The 19,017-nt window shown below is 40.1% G+C and carries 14 protein-coding genes; 12 read left to right on the top strand and 2 right to left on the bottom strand.

Features of this window, described 5'->3' with window-relative positions; genetic code table 11:
- Positions 1-443: 443 nt before the first annotated feature.
- Positions 444-2,480, bottom strand: a complete 2,037-nt coding sequence (locus H5125_RS03980; protein ID WP_101085738.1) for a bifunctional diguanylate cyclase/phosphodiesterase — start codon at positions 2,478-2,480, stop codon at positions 444-446.
- Between the two features lie 398 nt (positions 2,481-2,878).
- On the opposite strand from H5125_RS03980, the gene pnp reads away from it, so the two are divergent.
- The 10 genes from pnp to deoD all read left to right on the top strand — a co-directional run bounded on the left by pnp (position 2,879) and on the right by deoD (position 16,059).
- Positions 2,879-4,975 carry a polyribonucleotide nucleotidyltransferase gene (gene pnp / locus H5125_RS03985; protein WP_101085736.1) on the top strand — a complete coding sequence of 699 codons (2,097 nt, stop codon included), beginning with the start codon at positions 2,879-2,881 and terminating at the stop codon, positions 4,973-4,975.
- A gap of 146 nt (positions 4,976-5,121) precedes the next feature.
- Entirely contained in the window at positions 5,122-6,033 is a 912-nt protein-coding gene (nlpI, locus tag H5125_RS03990) for a lipoprotein NlpI (protein ID WP_101085734.1), read from the top strand.
- Between the two features lie 76 nt (positions 6,034-6,109).
- Positions 6,110-7,690 carry a peptide chain release factor 3 gene (gene prfC, locus H5125_RS03995; RefSeq protein ID WP_182743607.1) on the top strand — a complete coding sequence of 527 codons (1,581 nt, stop codon included), beginning with the start codon at positions 6,110-6,112 and terminating at the stop codon, positions 7,688-7,690.
- A 268-nt stretch (positions 7,691-7,958) separates the two neighbouring features.
- On the top strand, positions 7,959-8,720 hold the full coding sequence (locus tag H5125_RS04000; protein ID WP_101085728.1) for a TatD family hydrolase: 762 nt from the start codon (positions 7,959-7,961) through the stop codon (positions 8,718-8,720).
- A 177-nt stretch (positions 8,721-8,897) separates the two neighbouring features.
- Complete coding sequence (locus H5125_RS04005) at positions 8,898-10,160, top strand: NupC/NupG family nucleoside CNT transporter (protein ID WP_101085726.1); 1,263 nt, start codon at positions 8,898-8,900, stop codon at positions 10,158-10,160.
- Between the two features lie 359 nt (positions 10,161-10,519).
- A complete protein-coding gene (locus H5125_RS04010) occupies positions 10,520-11,404 on the top strand; it encodes an outer membrane protein OmpK (protein WP_162022532.1) in 885 nt (294 codons plus the stop codon).
- Between the two features lie 379 nt (positions 11,405-11,783).
- Positions 11,784-12,557, top strand: coding sequence for a deoxyribose-phosphate aldolase (gene deoC / locus H5125_RS04015; protein WP_182743608.1), 774 nt, complete (start codon positions 11,784-11,786; stop codon positions 12,555-12,557).
- Positions 12,558-12,684: 127 nt separating this feature from the next.
- The gene (gene deoA, locus H5125_RS04020) at positions 12,685-14,016 is read left to right on the top strand and encodes a thymidine phosphorylase (protein WP_011636477.1); all 1,332 of its coding nucleotides are present in this window, start codon (positions 12,685-12,687) and stop codon (positions 14,014-14,016) included.
- A 12-nt stretch (positions 14,017-14,028) separates the two neighbouring features.
- Entirely contained in the window at positions 14,029-15,246 is a 1,218-nt protein-coding gene (locus H5125_RS04025; RefSeq protein ID WP_101085719.1) for a phosphopentomutase, read from the top strand.
- 102 nt (positions 15,247-15,348) lie between these two features.
- Positions 15,349-16,059, top strand: a complete 711-nt coding sequence (deoD, locus tag H5125_RS04030) for a purine-nucleoside phosphorylase (protein ID WP_059746461.1) — start codon at positions 15,349-15,351, stop codon at positions 16,057-16,059.
- Positions 16,060-16,135: 76 nt separating this feature from the next.
- Here deoD and H5125_RS04035 read toward each other — a convergent pair whose 3' ends face one another.
- On the bottom strand, positions 16,136-16,828 hold the full coding sequence (locus tag H5125_RS04035; RefSeq protein WP_101085717.1) for an AhpA/YtjB family protein: 693 nt from the start codon (positions 16,826-16,828) through the stop codon (positions 16,136-16,138).
- A gap of 162 nt (positions 16,829-16,990) precedes the next feature.
- Here H5125_RS04035 and serB point away from each other — a divergent pair, with 162 nt between their 5' ends.
- Together serB and H5125_RS04045 are read left to right on the top strand one after the other, a co-directional pair.
- The gene (serB, locus tag H5125_RS04040) at positions 16,991-17,977 is read left to right on the top strand and encodes a phosphoserine phosphatase SerB (RefSeq protein WP_101085715.1); all 987 of its coding nucleotides are present in this window, start codon (positions 16,991-16,993) and stop codon (positions 17,975-17,977) included.
- Positions 17,978-18,095: 118 nt separating this feature from the next.
- On the top strand, positions 18,096-19,004 hold the full coding sequence (locus H5125_RS04045; RefSeq protein WP_101085713.1) for an alpha/beta fold hydrolase: 909 nt from the start codon (positions 18,096-18,098) through the stop codon (positions 19,002-19,004).
- The last annotated feature ends 13 nt before the right edge of the window (positions 19,005-19,017 follow it).

Consider the following 19,017-nt stretch of genomic DNA (forward strand, 5'->3'; position numbering starts at 1 on the left):
TATGCAGTAGCCAAGAAAGTGCTAATCACTTGCTCAGGGACTTAATAGTCAATGCATGGGCTTTGACAACTTAATATCCTGCCATCGGCAACTTCTAGTGAGTGAGTAAATAAAACAACAATTTGAACCCTACATTTGTCTCAAACAATTACGGCAATGTACTAAGTTTGATGACCATTTCAATAGAGTGCTGCTAGGATTGTTTAGAGAATAGAGAATAGAGAATAGAGAATAGAGAATGCTTACAATTTTGCCGAAACAATTAAGCTCTTTAGATGAGGTAATATAACCTGCGGAAGGTTAAGACAGCCACCTTTAGATAATACCGCTTTATTGTGACGAACTCGCCACAGACCAACCCAACTCTTACGATCAAGCTTTATTCATAATTGGCCGCTAATGAATACTTTGGCATGTCTGATTTAGGCTTGCATTTGTTGCCGTTAAACATGCATTATTTTCGCGGTATTGCAGGCAATATATTTTTCTTCAAATTCTTCTATAGGTAATGGCTGGCTGAAGTAAAAACCTTGACCGATTTCACATTGATTTTCTTTTAACCATTCAAGTTGTTGAATGTTTTCAATACCTTCAGCAACAATGGTCAAATCAAGCTGGCGCCCGAGCATTAAAATAGTTGACGCAATTGCGCTATCTTCTGGAAGATCGCTAACAAATGCACGGTCAATTTTCATTGTGGTAATCGGCAAATGACGTAGATATGATAATGAAGAATATCCTGTGCCAAAATCATCGACCGCAATACCAAAACCCGCTGATTTGAGTTGTTCTAATTTGGTAATTGCTTGTTCAACATCATTCATCAGTGACGTTTCTGTAATTTCTATTTCAAGTAATTCCGGACGTATTTGATAACGGATCGCCAGTTGCTTAATATCAGGTACTAAACTGGCATCTGCAAATTGTTGCGAGGCCACATTCACAGCAATAGGGATAGCATAATTATATTTACGTTGCCATTCCCTGATGACTTTACAGCTTTGCTCGATAACCCAACGTCCAATAGGGATGATAATACCGGTTTCTTCGGCTACAGGGATAAATGACATAGGACTTATTAATCGGCCGTCTTTTTGCCAGCGAATAAGAGCTTCACATCCGACGACTTTATTGGTCTTTAAGTCAAATTTAGGTTGAAAATATAATAAAAACTCGTTGTTTTTCAAAGCATCGTGTAACGAGGCTTCTGTACGTAATCTTACTGCAGCACGTTCGGTCATTTGTTGTTTAAAGAACGACCATTGATTAGAACCAGCGGCTTTAGCGCTGTACATGGCAATATCTGCATGACGAATTAAATCCTCTGCGGTGTTACCATCTTCGGGATATATCGATATACCGATAGACGCTGCTGGGTGAATAGCATGTTCGTTTAGCTGAATTGGAGTGTTTAATTGGATCAGCAACTTATCAACAAAATCAGCTGCTTGTGACGGGGTTTGAATTTCATCGGCTAAAATCACAAATTCATCGCCGCCTAAGCGCGCTACGCTACCTCGATCACCTACCACTCTTTCTAAAATACGTGCGATTCGGGCGAGGAATTGATCTCCTAATGCATGACCTAAAGAGTCATTGACGTTTTTAAAACGATCTAAGTCTATAAAAAGTAGTGCAAAATTTCGCTTATGAACACGTGAACGTTGAATTGTCACATTGAGTGTTTCTAACAATAAGGTTCGATTCGGTAGCCCTGTTAATGGGTCACGCGTCGCCATTTTTCGCAGTTTATTTTGAGTTTGGCTGAACTGTAATAAGATTTGATTAAATTTACTGGTCACTAGGCCTAATTCATCATCTTTATGGGCTTGAGACATCGGCAACAAGTTTTCATCAGGATAGTCTGGATCAATTTTATCAATAGCTTCACTAATGCGTGCGATGGGTTGTGTTAAAAAACGATGAAACACCACTGTTAATACTAAAGTGAGCAATAGTGCGCGAGCCAATGTCGCTATTAGCCCAAGTTGTAGCTGACTAAAGAGTTTAGTCGTCAGTTTTTGGGTGTCGTAAAAAATGGTCAATGTGCCAATGAGTTGCTGTTGTTTGTTGCCTTCAAAGTAGAACGGACGATACAGCGAACGGGAAATTTCTTTCAAATTACCAAAAAGACGATTACTTAACGATATGTAGTTATTGGAAAACTCATCAGATTCATTGGCCACAGATACAAATAGCGAACCATCATCAAGCTCAATGACCGCTGAACCAACGTTATCAACTTTGATGATGCCTTCGAGTGTTTGACTAGCAAGTTTGTCATCTAACGACCATACCGCATTCGTAGTGGTTTGCTCGACGGAATTGAGTAGTTCTTGCTGTGCTGCTGTAAGCTGTTGTTTAGTCGTTATAACAACTAACGCAATTTCTACGATAAAGATGGCAATTGCAAAAAACAAAGCAGTAAATACCACTAAGTTAGTTTGTTTCCATGTAAGAGACTTAAAACGAGCAGTCATGTATTATTCCATGTCATATAAGTGACTAATTCTACGTTGGTTTTAGCATTTTTAAATGCTAAAGTTACTCATGATTTATAGGTTCTATTAAATCAATCTTAACGTGGCTAATTAATTAGTTAACCCTTACAAAAATTGACACTATTGGCTACAACTTTAGTCAAATTCATCTGTCTTGTCATCAATAATCAAATCAAATAGCAAACCTCAGGTCACTTAATCGTAAAGTTTTTTGCTTAATAACGTCTAAATTATTTGTTAATACGATGATCTCATGTAGGAAAATGATTATTTTAAAGATTTTCACATTCTGTAACTCGCGTCTATTTAACTATTCGGTCTAATTGAAGTATACTTGTGCGCGTAATTAAAGGTCATTAAATTAAGGAATGGGTCACGTGAATCCAATTGTAAAGAGTTTTGAGTATGGTCAACATACAGTCACCTTAGAAACAGGTGTTATTGCACGTCAAGCTGATGCTGCAGTTTTAGCAAGCATGGGCGATACCACAGTATTAGTTACTGTAGTTGGTAAAAAAGTAGCGGATTTAAGCCGTGACTTCTTCCCGCTAACTGTTAACTATCAAGAAAAAACCTATGCTGCAGGTAAAATTCCTGGTGGTTTCTTCAAGCGTGAAGGCCGTCCATCAGAAGATGAAACTCTGATTGCGCGTCTTATTGACCGTCCTATTCGTCCTTTATTCCCTAACGGTTTTAAAAACGAAGTTCAAGTTATCATCACTGTGGTTTCTGTTGATCCACAAATCGAGCCAGATATTGTTTCGATGATTGGTACCTCAGCAGCGTTAGCTATTTCTGGTATTCCTTTCAGTGGCCCACTAGGTGCTGCGCGTGTTGGTTATATCAACGATGAATATGTACTTAACCCAACAGTTGATCAGCTTGCAACAAGTTCACTAAACCTAGTGGTTGCGGGTACTAAAGCTGCTGTACTTATGGTTGAATCTGAAGCTAAAGCGCTTGCAGAAGAAATCATGTTAGGTGCGGTAACTTACGGACATGATCAACAACAAGTTGTTGTTGATGCTATTGCCGAGTTCAAGGCTGAAGCTGGCAAACCAACATGGGATTGGACTGCACCAGTTCAAGATCAAGTGTTAGTTGCTAAAATCAAAGATCTTGCAGAAGCTGGCATGACAGAAGCTTACCAAATTGAAGTTAAACAAGACCGCTATGTACAAGTCGGTATTGTTAAATCTACTGCTAAAGCTGCACTAGTTGCAGAGAATCCAGATGTTGATACTCGTGAAGTAGACAACTTACTCGGTAGTTTAGAGAAAAGCGTTGTTCGCGGCCGTATTATCAGTGGTAAGCCTCGTATCGATGGTCGTGAACCAGATATGATCCGCGCGTTAAGTGTTTTAGCGGGTGTACTTCCACGTACTCACGGTAGTTCATTATTTACACGTGGTGAAACTCAAGCATTAGTAACCTGTACTTTAGGTACTGAACGTGATGCGCAGAAGATTGATAGCATCATGGGCGAACGTACTAATCGCTTTATGCTTCATTATAACTTCCCTCCGTATTCTGTTGGTGAAACAGGTATGGTTGGCTCACCTAAGCGCCGCGAAATCGGTCATGGTAAGTTAGCATGGCGTGGTATGAATGCCGTGATGCCTTCAGCTGAAGAATTCCCGTACAGCATTCGTGTTGTATCTGAAATTACTGAATCTAACGGTTCAAGCTCAATGGCTTCAGTATGTGGTACTTCATTAGCATTGATGGATGCAGGTGTACCAATCAAGACTTCTGTTGCGGGTATTGCAATGGGTCTAGTTAAAGAAGGCGACGATTTTGTTGTGCTTTCTGACATCTTAGGCGATGAAGATCACTTAGGCGATATGGACTTTAAAGTAGCCGGTACTCGTGATGGTATTACTGCATTGCAGATGGATATCAAAATCGAAGGTATCACTAAAGAAATCATGGATATCGCACTGCAACAGGCTTATGGTGCTCGTGTTCATATTCTAAACGTTATGGATCAAGCTATTGGTTCACATCGTGACGATATTTCTGCCCATGCTCCACGAATCACTACCATCAAGATTAACCCTGAGAAGATCCGTGACGTTATTGGTAAAGGCGGTGCGGTAATTCGTGCGCTTACCGAAGAAACGGGTACTACAATTGAGCTTGATGATAATGGTACTGTGAAGATTGCCTCTTCAAACGGTGAAGCGACTAAAGAAGCAATCCGTCGTATTGAAGAAATCACTGCAGAAGTTGAAGTGGGCCGTATCTACAACGGTAAAGTTATTCGTATCGTTGATTTTGGTGCGTTCGTTAACATTCTTCCTGGTAAAGACGGTTTAGTTCACATCTCGCAAATTAGCGATGAGCGTGTTGCTAACGTGTCAGACCATTTAGAGATGAACCAAGAAGTTGCTGTTAAAGTAATGGAAGTGGATCGTCAAGGTCGTGTAAGACTATCAATTAAAGAAGCTCAAGCGAAAGAAACTGCTGAGTAATGTAATTTAAAGGCTTAACGACACAAAAGGAGATCATTTGATCTCCTTTTTTTATCTATAAAAAAATAATCTGTAATGTGCATGGCTCTTAGATTGCCAGATTGCTATGATATTGAATATTAATAGAACCTGATAAGGTAAAGCGGATGGAATGTAAACTACGCACCACAATCGTTGCCGTTGTTGTCGGTGCAAGTATGTTGTTGTCAGGGTGTGCTGCAACGTTAGGTTCAAATGATAATATTGCAGGGCAGATGATTGTCGCGCCGGTTATGCCTGATTATAAATTAGAAGTGACACTCGCAAAGCTAAATGAAATTTTAGCTACCATGGAGTTAACTGACGAACAACGTGCACGTTTTCATTACGATCGAGGGGTCATTTATGACAGTGTCGGATTACGTCTACTTGGCAGAATCGATTTTCATCAAGCATTAAAATTACAGCCTGATCTAGCCGATGCATATAACTTTCTTGGTATTTATTACACTCAAGAAGGCGAGTTTGATAGTGCTTATGAAGCATTTGATGGTGTACTCGAACTGTCACCAAACTATGACTATGCCTTTTTAAATCGTGGTATTGCATTATATTATGGCGAACGTTACGAATTAGCCGTTGATGATATGAAAGCATTCTATGATCGTGACCCAAGTGACGGTTATCGAGCTTTATGGCTGTATTTGATGTCTTCCTCAATCGATAGTAAGCCGGCTTTGGCAGACCTTGCGATACAGCGTCAGCAGTTAAAGGATAAAGACTGGTCTAGTGTGTTAGTCGATTTTTACTTAGGTAAGATAAATCAAGAACAAGTATTTGCTGCCGCAAAAGAAGGTTTGTCTCAGCCTAAAGAATATGCAGAACGTTTATGTGAAGCCTATTTTTACTTAGCGAAACATGCTGCTGAAAATGGTCAATATCAGCAAGCGGCTAATTTCTATCGTTTAACGTTAGCCACCAATATTTATGATTTTGTTGAGCATCGTTATGCGAGAATTGAATTAGCCAGAATGAAAAATATGATTCAACAATCTAACGAATTGTCATCTAAGAGCTAAAAAACACTTTGCCTAGCCAATTCTATCGATAGGCGCTATAATTTGCGCCTTTTTTAGCGGCTAGTGCAAGGTTAACATGTCAGGCAATAAAGTTGAGGTCGACAAGCGTCGTACCTTCGCCATCATTTCGCACCCCGATGCGGGTAAAACCACCATCACCGAAAAAGTGCTTTTATTCGGAAATGCCTTACAAAAGGCTGGCACGGTAAAAGGCAAAAAGTCTGGTCAACATGCTAAATCTGATTGGATGGAAATGGAAAAAGATCGTGGTATTTCGATTACCACCTCTGTGATGCAATTCCCTTACGGTGGCGCGCTCATCAATTTACTTGATACGCCTGGTCACGAAGACTTTTCGGAAGACACCTACCGTACACTAACCGCAGTAGATTCATGTTTAATGGTTATCGACTCCGCTAAAGGTGTCGAAGATCGTACTATTAAGCTTATGGAAGTGACGCGCTTACGTGACACACCTATTGTGACATTCATGAACAAATGTGACCGCGATATTCGTGATCCCATTGAATTAATGGATGAAGTAGAAGACATCTTAAAAATAGCTTGTGCACCGATTACTTGGCCAATTGGTTCAGGTAAGGAATTTAAAGGTGTGTATCATATTCTGCGTGATGAAGTCATTTTATACCAGAGCGGTATGGGTCATACAATTCAAGATGAGCGTATTATCAAAGGATTACATAATCCTGAATTAGATAAAGTTCTTGGATCGTATGCCTCTGAAATACGTGATGAAATGGAACTGGTCGCTGGCGCTTCAAATGAATTCAATCAAGAAGCTTTTCTAAAAGGCGAGCTTACGCCAGTATATTTTGGTACCGCCTTAGGTAACTTTGGTGTGGATCATATTTTGGATGGTATCGTGGAATGGGCTCCAAAGCCGCTTCCCCGTGAAAGTGATGTACGAAATGTCACGCCTGATGAAGAAAAGTTTTCTGGTTTTATTTTTAAGATACAAGCCAATATGGATCCAAAACATCGAGACCGTGTTGCTTTTATGCGTGTTTGCTCGGGTAGATATGAACAAGGTATGAAAATGCACCATGTTCGCATCGGTAAAGATGTCAATGTCAGTGATGCTTTGACCTTTATGGCTGGTGATCGAAGTCGTGCCGAAGTGGCGTACCCAGGCGATATTATTGGATTACATAATCATGGCACCATGCGAATTGGTGATACATTTACTCAAGGCGAAAAACTTCGCTTTACTGGGGTGCCAAACTTTGCACCTGAAATGTTCCGTCGTATTCGTTTAAAAGATCCACTAAAACAAAAGCAGCTGCTTAAAGGGTTAGTGCAATTATCTGAAGAGGGAGCCGTTCAGGTCTTCAGACCAATTGATTCTAACGATTTAATCGTAGGTGCGGTTGGTGTGCTACAGTTTGAAGTAGTTGTTGGACGCTTAAAAAGTGAATATAACGTAGAAGCTATTTACGAAGGTATCAGTGTGAGTACCGCACGTTGGGTCTATTGCAAAGATGAACGTAAATTAGAAGAGTTTCGACGTAAATGTAGTCAAAATTTAGCCCTAGATGGCGGTAATAACTTGACCTATATTGCTCCTACTATGGTGAATCTAAACTTATCGATGGAACGCTACCCTGATGTTGAGTTTGCCAAAACACGCGAACATTAAATGTTAAGAAGTTTTTTACAGATATGTTAAAAAAGGTGGCTGTGCCGCCTTTTTTATTATTATTTTTAACAGGGAATTAAGATGATTAAGGCTATTTTTAGGCTATTTATTGTAAAACCCTGGCAAAGGTACATTTTATGGTGTGATGAGATGGGGTTAACCCTAGAAAATAAACGCAGCTGTGTACCACGATTGAGCGAACCTAAAAATGAAGCATCGACATCTGAGCCCGTCATAAATCAGAATGGCAATAAAAAAGAGCAACCTTATGATTGATACTCATGCTCATCTCGACATGTCAGAGTTCGATGATGATAGAACACAATTATTTGATGCCATGCATCGCCATGGTATTAGCTCTGCTATTTTACCTGGTGTGTCGGTTGATAAATGGCAAAAGCAAATTCTAATAGCACAGCAGTTTAATTGCTATTTCTCCCTTGGTATTCATCCGTGGTACGTGCCTGAGGACATTGATGCGGCCATTATTAAGCTTGAAGCAACGATACAACAATATAGCAAGAATAGGCGTTTGGTTGCTGTTGGGGAGTGTGGGCTGGATAAATTGCACCATTGGTCAGATAAACAATTGTTGTTACTTGAGAAACAGTTATCGCTTGCTCAAATTTACCAATTACCCGTCATTTTACATGCTGTTAAAGCTCACCAAGAATTATTGTCAATGTTGGCACATATTAGACTGCCTAAAGGCGGCGTAGTGCATGGGTTCTATGGCAATAGTGAAATTGCGAAACGTTATATTTCACTCGGTTTTAAATTAGGTGTTGGTGCTTTAATACTCAATCCAAGTGCGAAAAAGCTTCGAGAAACAGTGGTTAATTTACCTTTAGAACACTTTTTATTGGAAACTGATTCACCAAGTATGCCTCCTTTTGATCATCCTAAATCACGTAACACCCCTCTTATTCTTCCTCGAATTGTGTCCGAAATCGCATTTTTAAAGAAAAAGCCGACTGTTTGTATATTAGAACAGTTGAATAAAAATGCATTGCAACTGTTTGAGCTTTAATTGTTTTTTAATGAACATAGAGACATAAATTGTTTTTAATGTCGTAAGGGTTTGAAATTAAACTTTAAAAACTTGATCAAAACGACGCTTTTCGTTTCACGCTCAGTTATAATCATCAGCGGAAATTAGGTGAGTTAACAACATTCAAAAAAACTGTTAACAAAAGGGTGATGATTAATGGATATAGTAATGAGTTTAGTAGGGGTGGTCACCTTACTATTGATAGGTTTTGCACTATCAAATAATAGAAAAGCAATTAGTGTACGTACCGTTGGTGGTGCTTTAGCAATTCAAGCATTCTTCGCTGGTTTCGTATTATATGTTCCAATCGGTAAAGACATTCTGAAAGGTGTTTCTGACGCAGTATCAAGTGTGATTAGTTATGCACAAGCAGGTACTAGCTTCTTATTTGGTGATTTAGCTAACTTTAAAGTTGGTTTTATTTTCGCCATCAACGTATTACCTGTCATTATATTCTTCTCTTCTTTAATTGCAGTGCTTTACTATTTAGGCATTATGCAGTGGATCATCCGCATTATTGGTGGCGGTCTACAAAAAGCATTAGGCACAAGCCGCACTGAATCAATGTCAGCAACAGCGAACATTTTCGTTGGTCAAACTGAAGCACCGTTAGTTGTGCGTCCGTTTATTGCTACTATGACTCAATCAGAGTTATTCGCCATCATGGTGGGTGGTTTAGCATCAATCGCTGGTTCTGTATTAGCGGGTTACGCGCAAATGGGTGTTCCAATTGCATACTTAGTTGCAGCGTCATTCATGGCGGCACCAGGTGGCCTATTAATGGCTAAACTGATGCACCCAGAAACAGAAGCGGCTATCAATGAAATGGACGATTTACCAGATGATCCTGATAAGCCAGCAAACGTGTTAGATGCTGCTGCTTCAGGTGCTGCATCAGGTATGCACCTTGCATTGAACGTTGGTGCTATGTTGATCGCATTCGTTGGATTAATTGCAATGGTCAACGGTATCATCGGTGGCGTAACAGGTTGGTTCGGTTTAGAGGGTATTACGTTAGAACTTATCCTTGGTTATATCTTTATGCCTCTAGCTTTCTTAATCGGTGTACCTTGGAACGAAGCGCTTGTTGCTGGTTCTTTCATCGGTCAAAAGATTGTTGTTAACGAATTTGTTGCTTACTTAAACTTCGCTCCGTATCTACTTGATGCATCTGCTGAAGGCTTTAAAGTAGTAGCTGAAACTGGCGCAATGATGTCAGACCGTACTAAAGCGATTATCTCTTTCGCATTGTGTGGATTCGCTAACTTATCTTCTATTGCAATCTTACTTGGTGGTTTAGGTGCTATGGCTCCTTCACGTCGCCATGACCTTGCAAAACTAGGTATCCGTGCTGTTATCGCTGGTTCATTAGCTAACTTAATGAGCGCGACATTAGCCGGTTTATTCTTAGCTATCTAAGTTAAGAGTAATTCCAGGGGGAATACCTCCTACAGCTGGGTCTTTACTTTAATAATTATTAGAGACCCAGTTTTGTAATAAAGTTGTTATTGATTTTTGTGTTAATCCACCGTTTCCCAATACGAAGTTATGCTGTTTTAGTGATTGCAAAAGAGGATGCATTAAATTCTCTAGTCAAGATTGAAATGTCAAATTGTTAATGATGTGTGGACAAAAAGTCGCGACATTGTTCACAAAAAAGAATTTTGTATTCGTTTTTTATCGATTAAATATTGAGATTTATATCAGTAACGGTAAAATACGAATGATTAAAAAGAAGTGCTATCCAAGAAGATAGTTAAATAATATACATGGGGTTGATGATGAAAAAATTAAATACTTTAGTATTAGCAAGTACCGTTGCACTAGCGGGCTCTGCATTTACTGTTTCTGCTGCTGAACAAACTGGTGACATTCACGCTAATGATTATAAGTGGATGCAGTTTAACATTATGTACGCAATCGATGAGCATCCAATTGCAAACGAAGATGAAGCTACCCATAACTATTTAGAGATGGAGTTTGGTGGACGTTCTGGTTTTGTTGACCTATATGGTTATGTTGATGTTTTCAACTTAGGCAACAGTGATTCAGGCGATAAAGCTGACGGCGCGAGCAAAATGTTCATGAAGTTAGCTCCTCGTTTTTCTCTTGATGCTATTACTGGTAAAGATTTATCTTTCGGCCCAGTTCAAGAAGTATATTTATCTACTCTATTTAACTGGGGTGGCGGCGCTATCAATACCGATGGTAATGGTGCTGGCGATGTTAACATGTCTTTCTGGGGTGTTGGTGCGGATGTAATGGTTCCATGGTTAGGTAAAACTGGCATGAACATGTTCGCTAGTTATGATATTAACCGTAAAGACTGGAATGGTTACCAATTCTCAGCTAACTGGTTCAAGCCATTTGTTTTCTTCGATGACAAGAGCTTTTTATCTTTCCAAGGTTATGTTGATTACCAATTTGACATGGACGAAGAATATTCAGGCCAAAACAGTGATGGTAACTATAACAACACTGAACACGGTGGCGCTGGTTTCTTAGGTCTTTACTACCATACAGACCGTTTTGCTTTAGGTTATGGTGCTAAATACTTCTACCACTCATACGGCTTAAATGACAATGCATTTAAGAATCAGTTCTTTGATGGTTTGAATACAACAGGTTGGACTCACTTCCTAACCGCAACTTACAAAATCTAGTTTTTTTGTATATGAGTTGTTGGAGCCGCGTTTAGCGGCTCCAAATTTTACAATATATGCAAATCGAACTTTCATTTAAAATCATTGTCTAATAAGAGTGTTTTTATATAAAAGTTTGTACCCTACAAAGTTTTATTTTTACGCGCTAAAATGGATTTTTCGCGGAACAGTTGAAACAATTATCTTTGTTTTATCTTTTCCGGTCTTCAAGGATTCAAGTCGTGGTACTCGTTATCAGATTGAATACTTAGGTTAGTAAATAGTAGTAAGATTTACTGGCAATACTGAAGGCCCGGCCATAATTATAATCATATGCCAGCTACATAGTGTTGCCTGAAAAAAATTTATCAACTTTGATTTATCGTTTCGGAGAGCAATTATGACTGATTTAAAAAAAGCGGCACAACGTGGTATTGAATTAATGGATTTAACCACTTTAAATGACGATGATACTGATCAAAAGGTCATCGATTTGTGCCATAAAGCCAAGTCTCCAGCAGGTAATACTGCCGCAATTTGTATTTATCCTCGTTTTATTCCTATTGCACGTAAAACACTAAATGATCTTGATTGTGAAGACATTAAAATTGCAACCGTAACTAATTTTCCACACGGTAATGATGATATTGCCATCGCAGTACTAGAAACTCGTGCCGCAGTTGCCTATGGTGCTGATGAAGTCGATGTTGTGTTTCCATACCGTGCATTAATGGAAGGTAACGAAACCGTCGGTTTTGAATTGGTTAAAGCCTGTAAGGAAGAGTGCGGCGATGATGCGATTTTAAAAGTTATCATCGAATCTGGTGTGTTGAAAGATCCAGCTTTGATCCGTAAAGCATCAGAATTAGCTATCGATGCCGGTGCTGATTTTATTAAAACATCAACGGGTAAAGTACCGGTGAACGCCACACTTGAAGCGGCTGAAATTATGCTAACTGTAATCAGTGAGAAAAATCGCAATGTAGGCTTTAAGCCTGCCGGCGGTGTTCGTGATGCAGCACAAACAGCAGAGTTTTTAGACTTGGCTGCGCGCATTTTGGGTGCTGATTGGGTTACCCCACAAACTTTCCGTTTTGGTGCATCTAGCTTATTAAATAGCTTATTACATACATTAGAATTAGTTGATACCCCTAAGCCTACTTCAGGTTACTAATCGCATAGATAGTCAAAAATCTCAGTATGGCCTTGGATCATTGTCGTACTGAGGCGCTATCACTTGATAGCATCCTATTATTAAAGGCGACCCTAAAGGTGATGGGTTGCCTAAAGGGAGACGTAACATGTTTTTAGCTCAAGAAATTATACGCAAAAAACGTAATGGCGATGTATTAAGCACTGCAGAAATTCAATTCTTTGTTGATGGCATTACTCATAACACGGTTTCAGAAGGCCAAATTGCTGCGTTCGGCATGGCGGTATATTTTAAAGATATGAATATGGACGAACGGATTGCATTAACGATTGCGATGCGTGATTCCGGAACCGTATTAAATTGGGATTCTCTGGGCCTCAATGGCCCGATTATCGATAAGCATAGCACTGGTGGTGTTGGCGATGTAATCAGCCTAATGCTTGGCCCTATGGCTGCAGCTTGCGGCGGTTATGTACCAATGATTTCAGGTCGTGGCTTAGGTCACACCGGTGGTACGTTAGATAAATTTGATGCTATTCCTGGCTATCAAACTGAGCCTTCAAGTGAATTATTCCGCAAAGTGGTTAAAGACGCTGGTGTTGCCATTATTGGTCAAACCGGTGACTTAGTCCCTGCTGATAAGCGTTTCTATTCGATTCGTGATAATACCGCCACCGTTGAATCTATCTCACTTATCACCGCATCTATTTTATCTAAAAAGTTAGCCGCGGGGCTTGATGCTCTTGCAATGGATGTCAAAGTCGGCAGCGGTGCATTTATGCCTACTTACGAAGCATCTGAAGAATTAGCTCGCAGTATTACTGCTGTTGCTAATGGCGCAGGAACTAAAACAACGGCATTGTTAACTGACATGAACCAAGTATTGGCTTCGTGTGCCGGTAATGCGGTTGAGGTTCGTGAGGCGATAAACTTTTTGACTGGTCAATATCGTAATCCACGTTTATATGCTGTCACCATGGGATTATGTGCAGAAATGCTAATTTTGGGTGGTATTGCACAGAATGAAGCAGAAGCTCGTCATAAACTAAATACTGTATTAGATAATGGTAAAGCAGCAGAGGCATTTGCTAAAATGGTGTCTGGCTTAGGTGGCCCAACAGATTTTGTTGAGGCATATGATAAGTATTTACCTCATGCGAAAATTGTACGACCTGTATATGCCAATACATCTGGCTTTGCTTACAAAATGGATACACGAGAACTTGGTTTAGCCGTAGTGACCTTAGGTGGTGGACGTCGCAAACCAGGTGATGCACTGGATTACAGTGTTGGATTAACTCAAGTATGCGCATTGGGTCAGGAAGTTAACAAAGATGTTCCGTTAGCGATGATCCATGCTCAATCTGAAGATGCTTTCGCCGAAGCTGCCGCTGCTATTCAGCAAGCCATTATTATTGGTGATAGCGCGCCTGAGAAAACGCCTGAAATATATCGTTATATTCGCGCTTCAGATTTATAAAGGAAACAAATAATGAAACGTACTTTTATCTTAATGCTCGACTCTTTTGGTGTTGGTGCTGCTACCGACGCCGATAAGTTTGGTGACGTTGGCTCTGATACTTTTGGTCACATCGCGCAAGCCTGTGCTGACGGCAAAGCGGATATCGGCCGTCAAGGTCCATTGAAATTACCTAATCTTGCTCGCTTTGGTCTAGGCCATGCTGGTTTTGAAAGTACGGGTAAATTTGCTGCTGGATTTGCTGATAATGTCGAACTCATCGGTGCTTATGGTCATGCTGACGAATTAAGCTCAGGCAAAGACACTCCTAGTGGTCACTGGGAAATGGCGGGTGTTCCTGTCCTTTATGAGTGGGGTTATTTTAGTGACTTAACCAACTCATTTCCTAAAGAACTTACAGATAAAATTCTTGAACGTGCTGGTTTAGATGGGTTTTTAGGTAACTGCCATGCGTCAGGTACTCAAATTCTTGAAGAGTTAGGCGAAGAGCACATGAAAACAGGCAAGCCTATTTTCTATACCTCTGCGGACTCTGTATTCCAAATAGCATGTCATGAAGAAAGTTTTGGTGTAGAAAATCTATACAACTTGTGCAAAATAGCGCGTGAAGAGTTAGAGCCTTATAACATTGGTCGCGTAATTGCTCGTCCGTTTGTTGGCACTGGCGCTGCTGATTTCGCTCGTACTGGTAACCGTCATGATTATGCGGTATTACCACCAGCGCCTACGGTATTAGATAAGCTTAAAGATGCTGGCGGTGAAGTGGTGAGTATCGGTAAAATTTCTGATATATATGCGCACAGCGGTATTACTCAACAATTTAAAGCGACTGGTCTTGAAGAGTTATTTGACGAAACCTTAGCGCAAATTAAACGTGCTGGCGATAACACGATTGTGTTTACCAATTTCGTTGATTTTGACTCTCATTATGGTCATCGCCGTGACACTGCCGGTTATGCTAAAGCACTTGAGTACTTTGATTCTCGTTTACCGGAATTATTAGCGATTTTACAACCTGAAGATTTAGTGGTTTTCACTGCTGATCATGGTTGTGATCCTACTTGGGTTGGCACCGAACATACTCGTGAACGTGTGCCGGTACTCGCTTATGGTGCAGGTTTATCTGCAGGCTCGCTAGGCCGTCGTAAGTCTTTTGCTGATATTGGCCAGTCTATTGCGAGTTATTTTGAGTTAGAACCGATGAATTATGGTGAATCTTTTATTAATTAGTCACATTTTCAAACGACGGTTCTATATAAAGTTTAATGGCTTTGCTAAACTGTAAACATGACTAAGCAATACAAAATAAAATAGAAACATAGGGGTTATAACATGGCTACACCACATATTAATGCTGTTGAAGGTGCTTTTGCTGAAACGGTACTTTTTCCAGGCGATCCATTACGTGCAAAATATATTGCTGAGACATTTTTAGAAAATGTTGAGCAAGTGACTGATGTACGTAACATGCTAGGTTTTACCGGTACCTATAAAGGTAAGCGTATTTCTGTTATGGGTTCAGGTATGGGTATCCCATCTTGTTCAATCTATGCACACGAACTTATCAAAGACTACGGTGTTAAGAACTTAATCCGTGTTGGTACTTGTGGCGCAATCAGCACTGACGTAAAAGTACGTGATGTGATTATCGGTATGGGTGCATGTACTGATTCTAAAGTGAACCGTTTACGTTTTAAAGATAACGATTTTGCTGCAATCGCAGACTACAGCTTACTAAGTGCTGTTGTTGATTCAGCGAAAGCGCACGGCACTAAAATCCGTGTAGGTAACGTTTTCTCTGCCGACCTATTTTATACTCCAGATCCTCAAATGTTTGATGTTATGGAAAAAATGGGTATTCTTGGCGTCGAAATGGAAGCCGCTGGTTTATACGGTGTAGCACATGAATTAGGCGCCAAAGCGTTATGTGTTGTAACGGTATCAGACCACATTCGTACCGGTGAGAAGACGACCTCTGATGAGCGTCAAACGACATTCAGCGACATGATCATCATGACTTTAGATGCAGCGTTAACACTGTAATTTAATCGTTAGTCATAAAAATGGGCACTCATTGAGTGCCCATTTTTTATGTTTGTCATTTCTGTCAGCAATCTCTCTAGGCAGGAGGATCTTGTTTTACATCTTCTGACTCGTCTGCTTGCGTTTCGTTTGAAGCGATCAAGGTCGATTTTTTAGGCTTTTTACGTAATTTAGCTTGGGCTTTTCGGCGGTCAAAATCGGCGCGCTTAAATGAAAGTGCTCGCGATAACAGCAAACCAATAAAGCCAGCTACAATTAACATCATCTGCTGTAATTGCATGTTCTGTTCATGCAATATTTTTATTTCGTCGAAAAATATATCAAGATTCAAACGTACTTCAACGTAACCTAAATTGTTGTCGTCTTGAACAACGTTCTCAATCAGGGGGGGATATGGTTTTAATAAGCCTTTTAATATTTCAGAGTCGGCTTCTAAGTTTTCATAAGACACACTTTGGGCAAAGGCTAGCCTTACACCTTGTGAATTATAGATATTCACCGACATCACTTTAGGATCAGCAGCAAGTGCTGATGCTAACCATTGCAGTTGCTCATCATTTTGTAAAAACATTGCTGGAGCCGCACCATTAGCGGCTTGCTGTGCTAATAGCCTTGCCATCACTTTGGTTTGTGAATTTAATAATTTTTGACCATTACGTAAACTTGATTGCCACAAGTACATTAGGCCGAAGATCAGTGCTATTGCCACAATGATTTGCACAATTCTGCTAATTTTTTGCCTTTTCTTAAGACCTTTAACAAAAATCACTTTAATCCTCAGTGTTTTTTCTATTTAATTGGAGGCTGTTTTAGGGAGTTCTTTTACCGAGCAACCATTCTGTGCTAACCCAATTACAGAGAATTATCAAAAAGCTATACTAATCGAAAAATTTGTCAGTAGATAGTCGTAACATACTAAGAGGCCGTATTGATGCTTGAACAACGTGATAATGTTTTACTAAATTTTTTATTTTCAGATACTTGTGAGACATATCAACATTTAGGCTGTGTGCTATATCGTTATCAAGAGTCAGATTATTTACGTAACTTACAATCTCACTTACCGTATCGTTGTCGAGTTATTTTTAGTGCGCAATGCTCAACAGAGATAGAAGCCTGGTTATCTTCAATATCAAGCGATACTCATATCGCAAGGCTTGACAGGCAAAACGATTTATTTGGTTTTGAACTGTCGGCTCAAACTGCTAATGACGGGTGGGTCGCGTCATTTCCTCAAAATATACCCGCCGAAATTGTACTCATTCAACAGCCATTAGCACGGTTAAACCAACCCGGTTTATTAGTGATGGATATGGATTCTACTGCCATTCAAATTGAATGTATCGACGAACTCGCCGCTATGGCTGGCGTGGGTGAGGAGGTCGCAGCAGTTACGGCAAGTGCTATGCGTGGTGAATTGGATTTTGAACAGTCTTTAAGACAACGAGTCAGTAAACTTGCTGGTGCTGATGCCTCTATTATTCAGCAGTTGTGCGATACCTTGCCTTTAATGCCTGGTCTTGAAGTGATGTTAGCCGAGTTAAAAACGCATCAATGGAAACTGGTTGTCGCTTCTGGTGGATTCACACCATTTGTGGGCCATTTAAAAACATTACTTAATCTTGATGCGGCGTTTGCCAATGAGCTGGTTATTGTTGATGGTAAGCTAAGTGGCGCAGTGACAGGTGAAGTAGTAGATGCTCAATACAAAGCTAATGTGATTAGTCAATGTGCTGAACAGTGGGGCATTCCATCAGGTCAGCGAGTGGCAATTGGTGACGGCGCTAATGATATTCCGATGATCCAAGCTGCAGATTTAGGTGTGGCATTTCATGCTAAACCTAAATTAATTGCTGCTGCTGATGCATCGATACAAAATGTCGATTTACGAGCATTAGTGTTTTGCCTACAACTATAACGTTTTGATGTTTATCTTTATGAACAAGGCTAAATATAGAATTATTACTCTATTCTAGTTGTATTTCATGGTAGTAATGTTAGTTTTATATTTATAATCACTAACATAACTGCCTATTTTGACTATAGAACTCCTCCAAGATTCACTTTTTATACCATACAGAGTTGGTCAATTGCACCTGCGGCATATTCGTCCTTCGTTGCCGACAGCCCTAGGTATTCCTATTTTGATGTTGCATGGAGCTATGTCTAATGGAAGAGTGTTTTATAGCAGTTCTGGCCGTGGTTTAGGCTGTTTTTTAGCTAACGCTGGTTTTGATGTTTATGTGATGGATACCGCAGGACGAGGCTTAAGCGAGCCTAAAATTCACCGTGACTTTACGTTGGGACAAGGAGAAGTCATCCGTGAACAATTGCCACTAGTGCAGCAGTTTATTCTACAGCGTCATCCTTTGGTTAATAAAGTCCATTGGTGTGCCCATTCATGGGGCGGGGTGTTAATGGCCAGTAGTCTGGCTCGTTATAGTCATTTACAGTCTAGTGTTGCATCGTTACTAACCTTTGGTTCCAAACGTACTATCAAAGTGAAGTCATTTAAAAAATGGCTTATGGTCGATTTTTTCTGGAATCGTTTTGCGCCTTTTTATATTGGCAGACAAGGCTACTTTGATGCCTGTCGACTCCGTGTTGGTATGGATAATGAGAGCAGTGCATCATTATTACAAACGATTGATTGGGTGCGAGGTGATTGGGTTGATCATGATGATAATTTTCACTATGCAGAAGCCGCAACTAAAGCGGTATGGCCACCGGCATGGTTTATCGCTGGTAAAAATGATCACGTATTAGGCAATCCGTCAGATGTACGCGATATGATTGATGAATGTGGTTTTAGCCAGGTTAAGTACACTTTACTCGCCAAAGAAAAGGGCAATTTATTGGATTATAATCATGCTGGTATGTTGACTGAACGACAAGCCGAGCAAGATCACTTTGTACAAATTAAACAGTGGTATTTATCAATGTGAGCCAAGTTAGCTG

The organism is Shewanella sp. SR44-4, from assembly GCF_014163715.1.
In the GTDB taxonomy this organism is placed as follows: Bacteria; Pseudomonadota; Gammaproteobacteria; order Enterobacterales; family Shewanellaceae; genus Shewanella.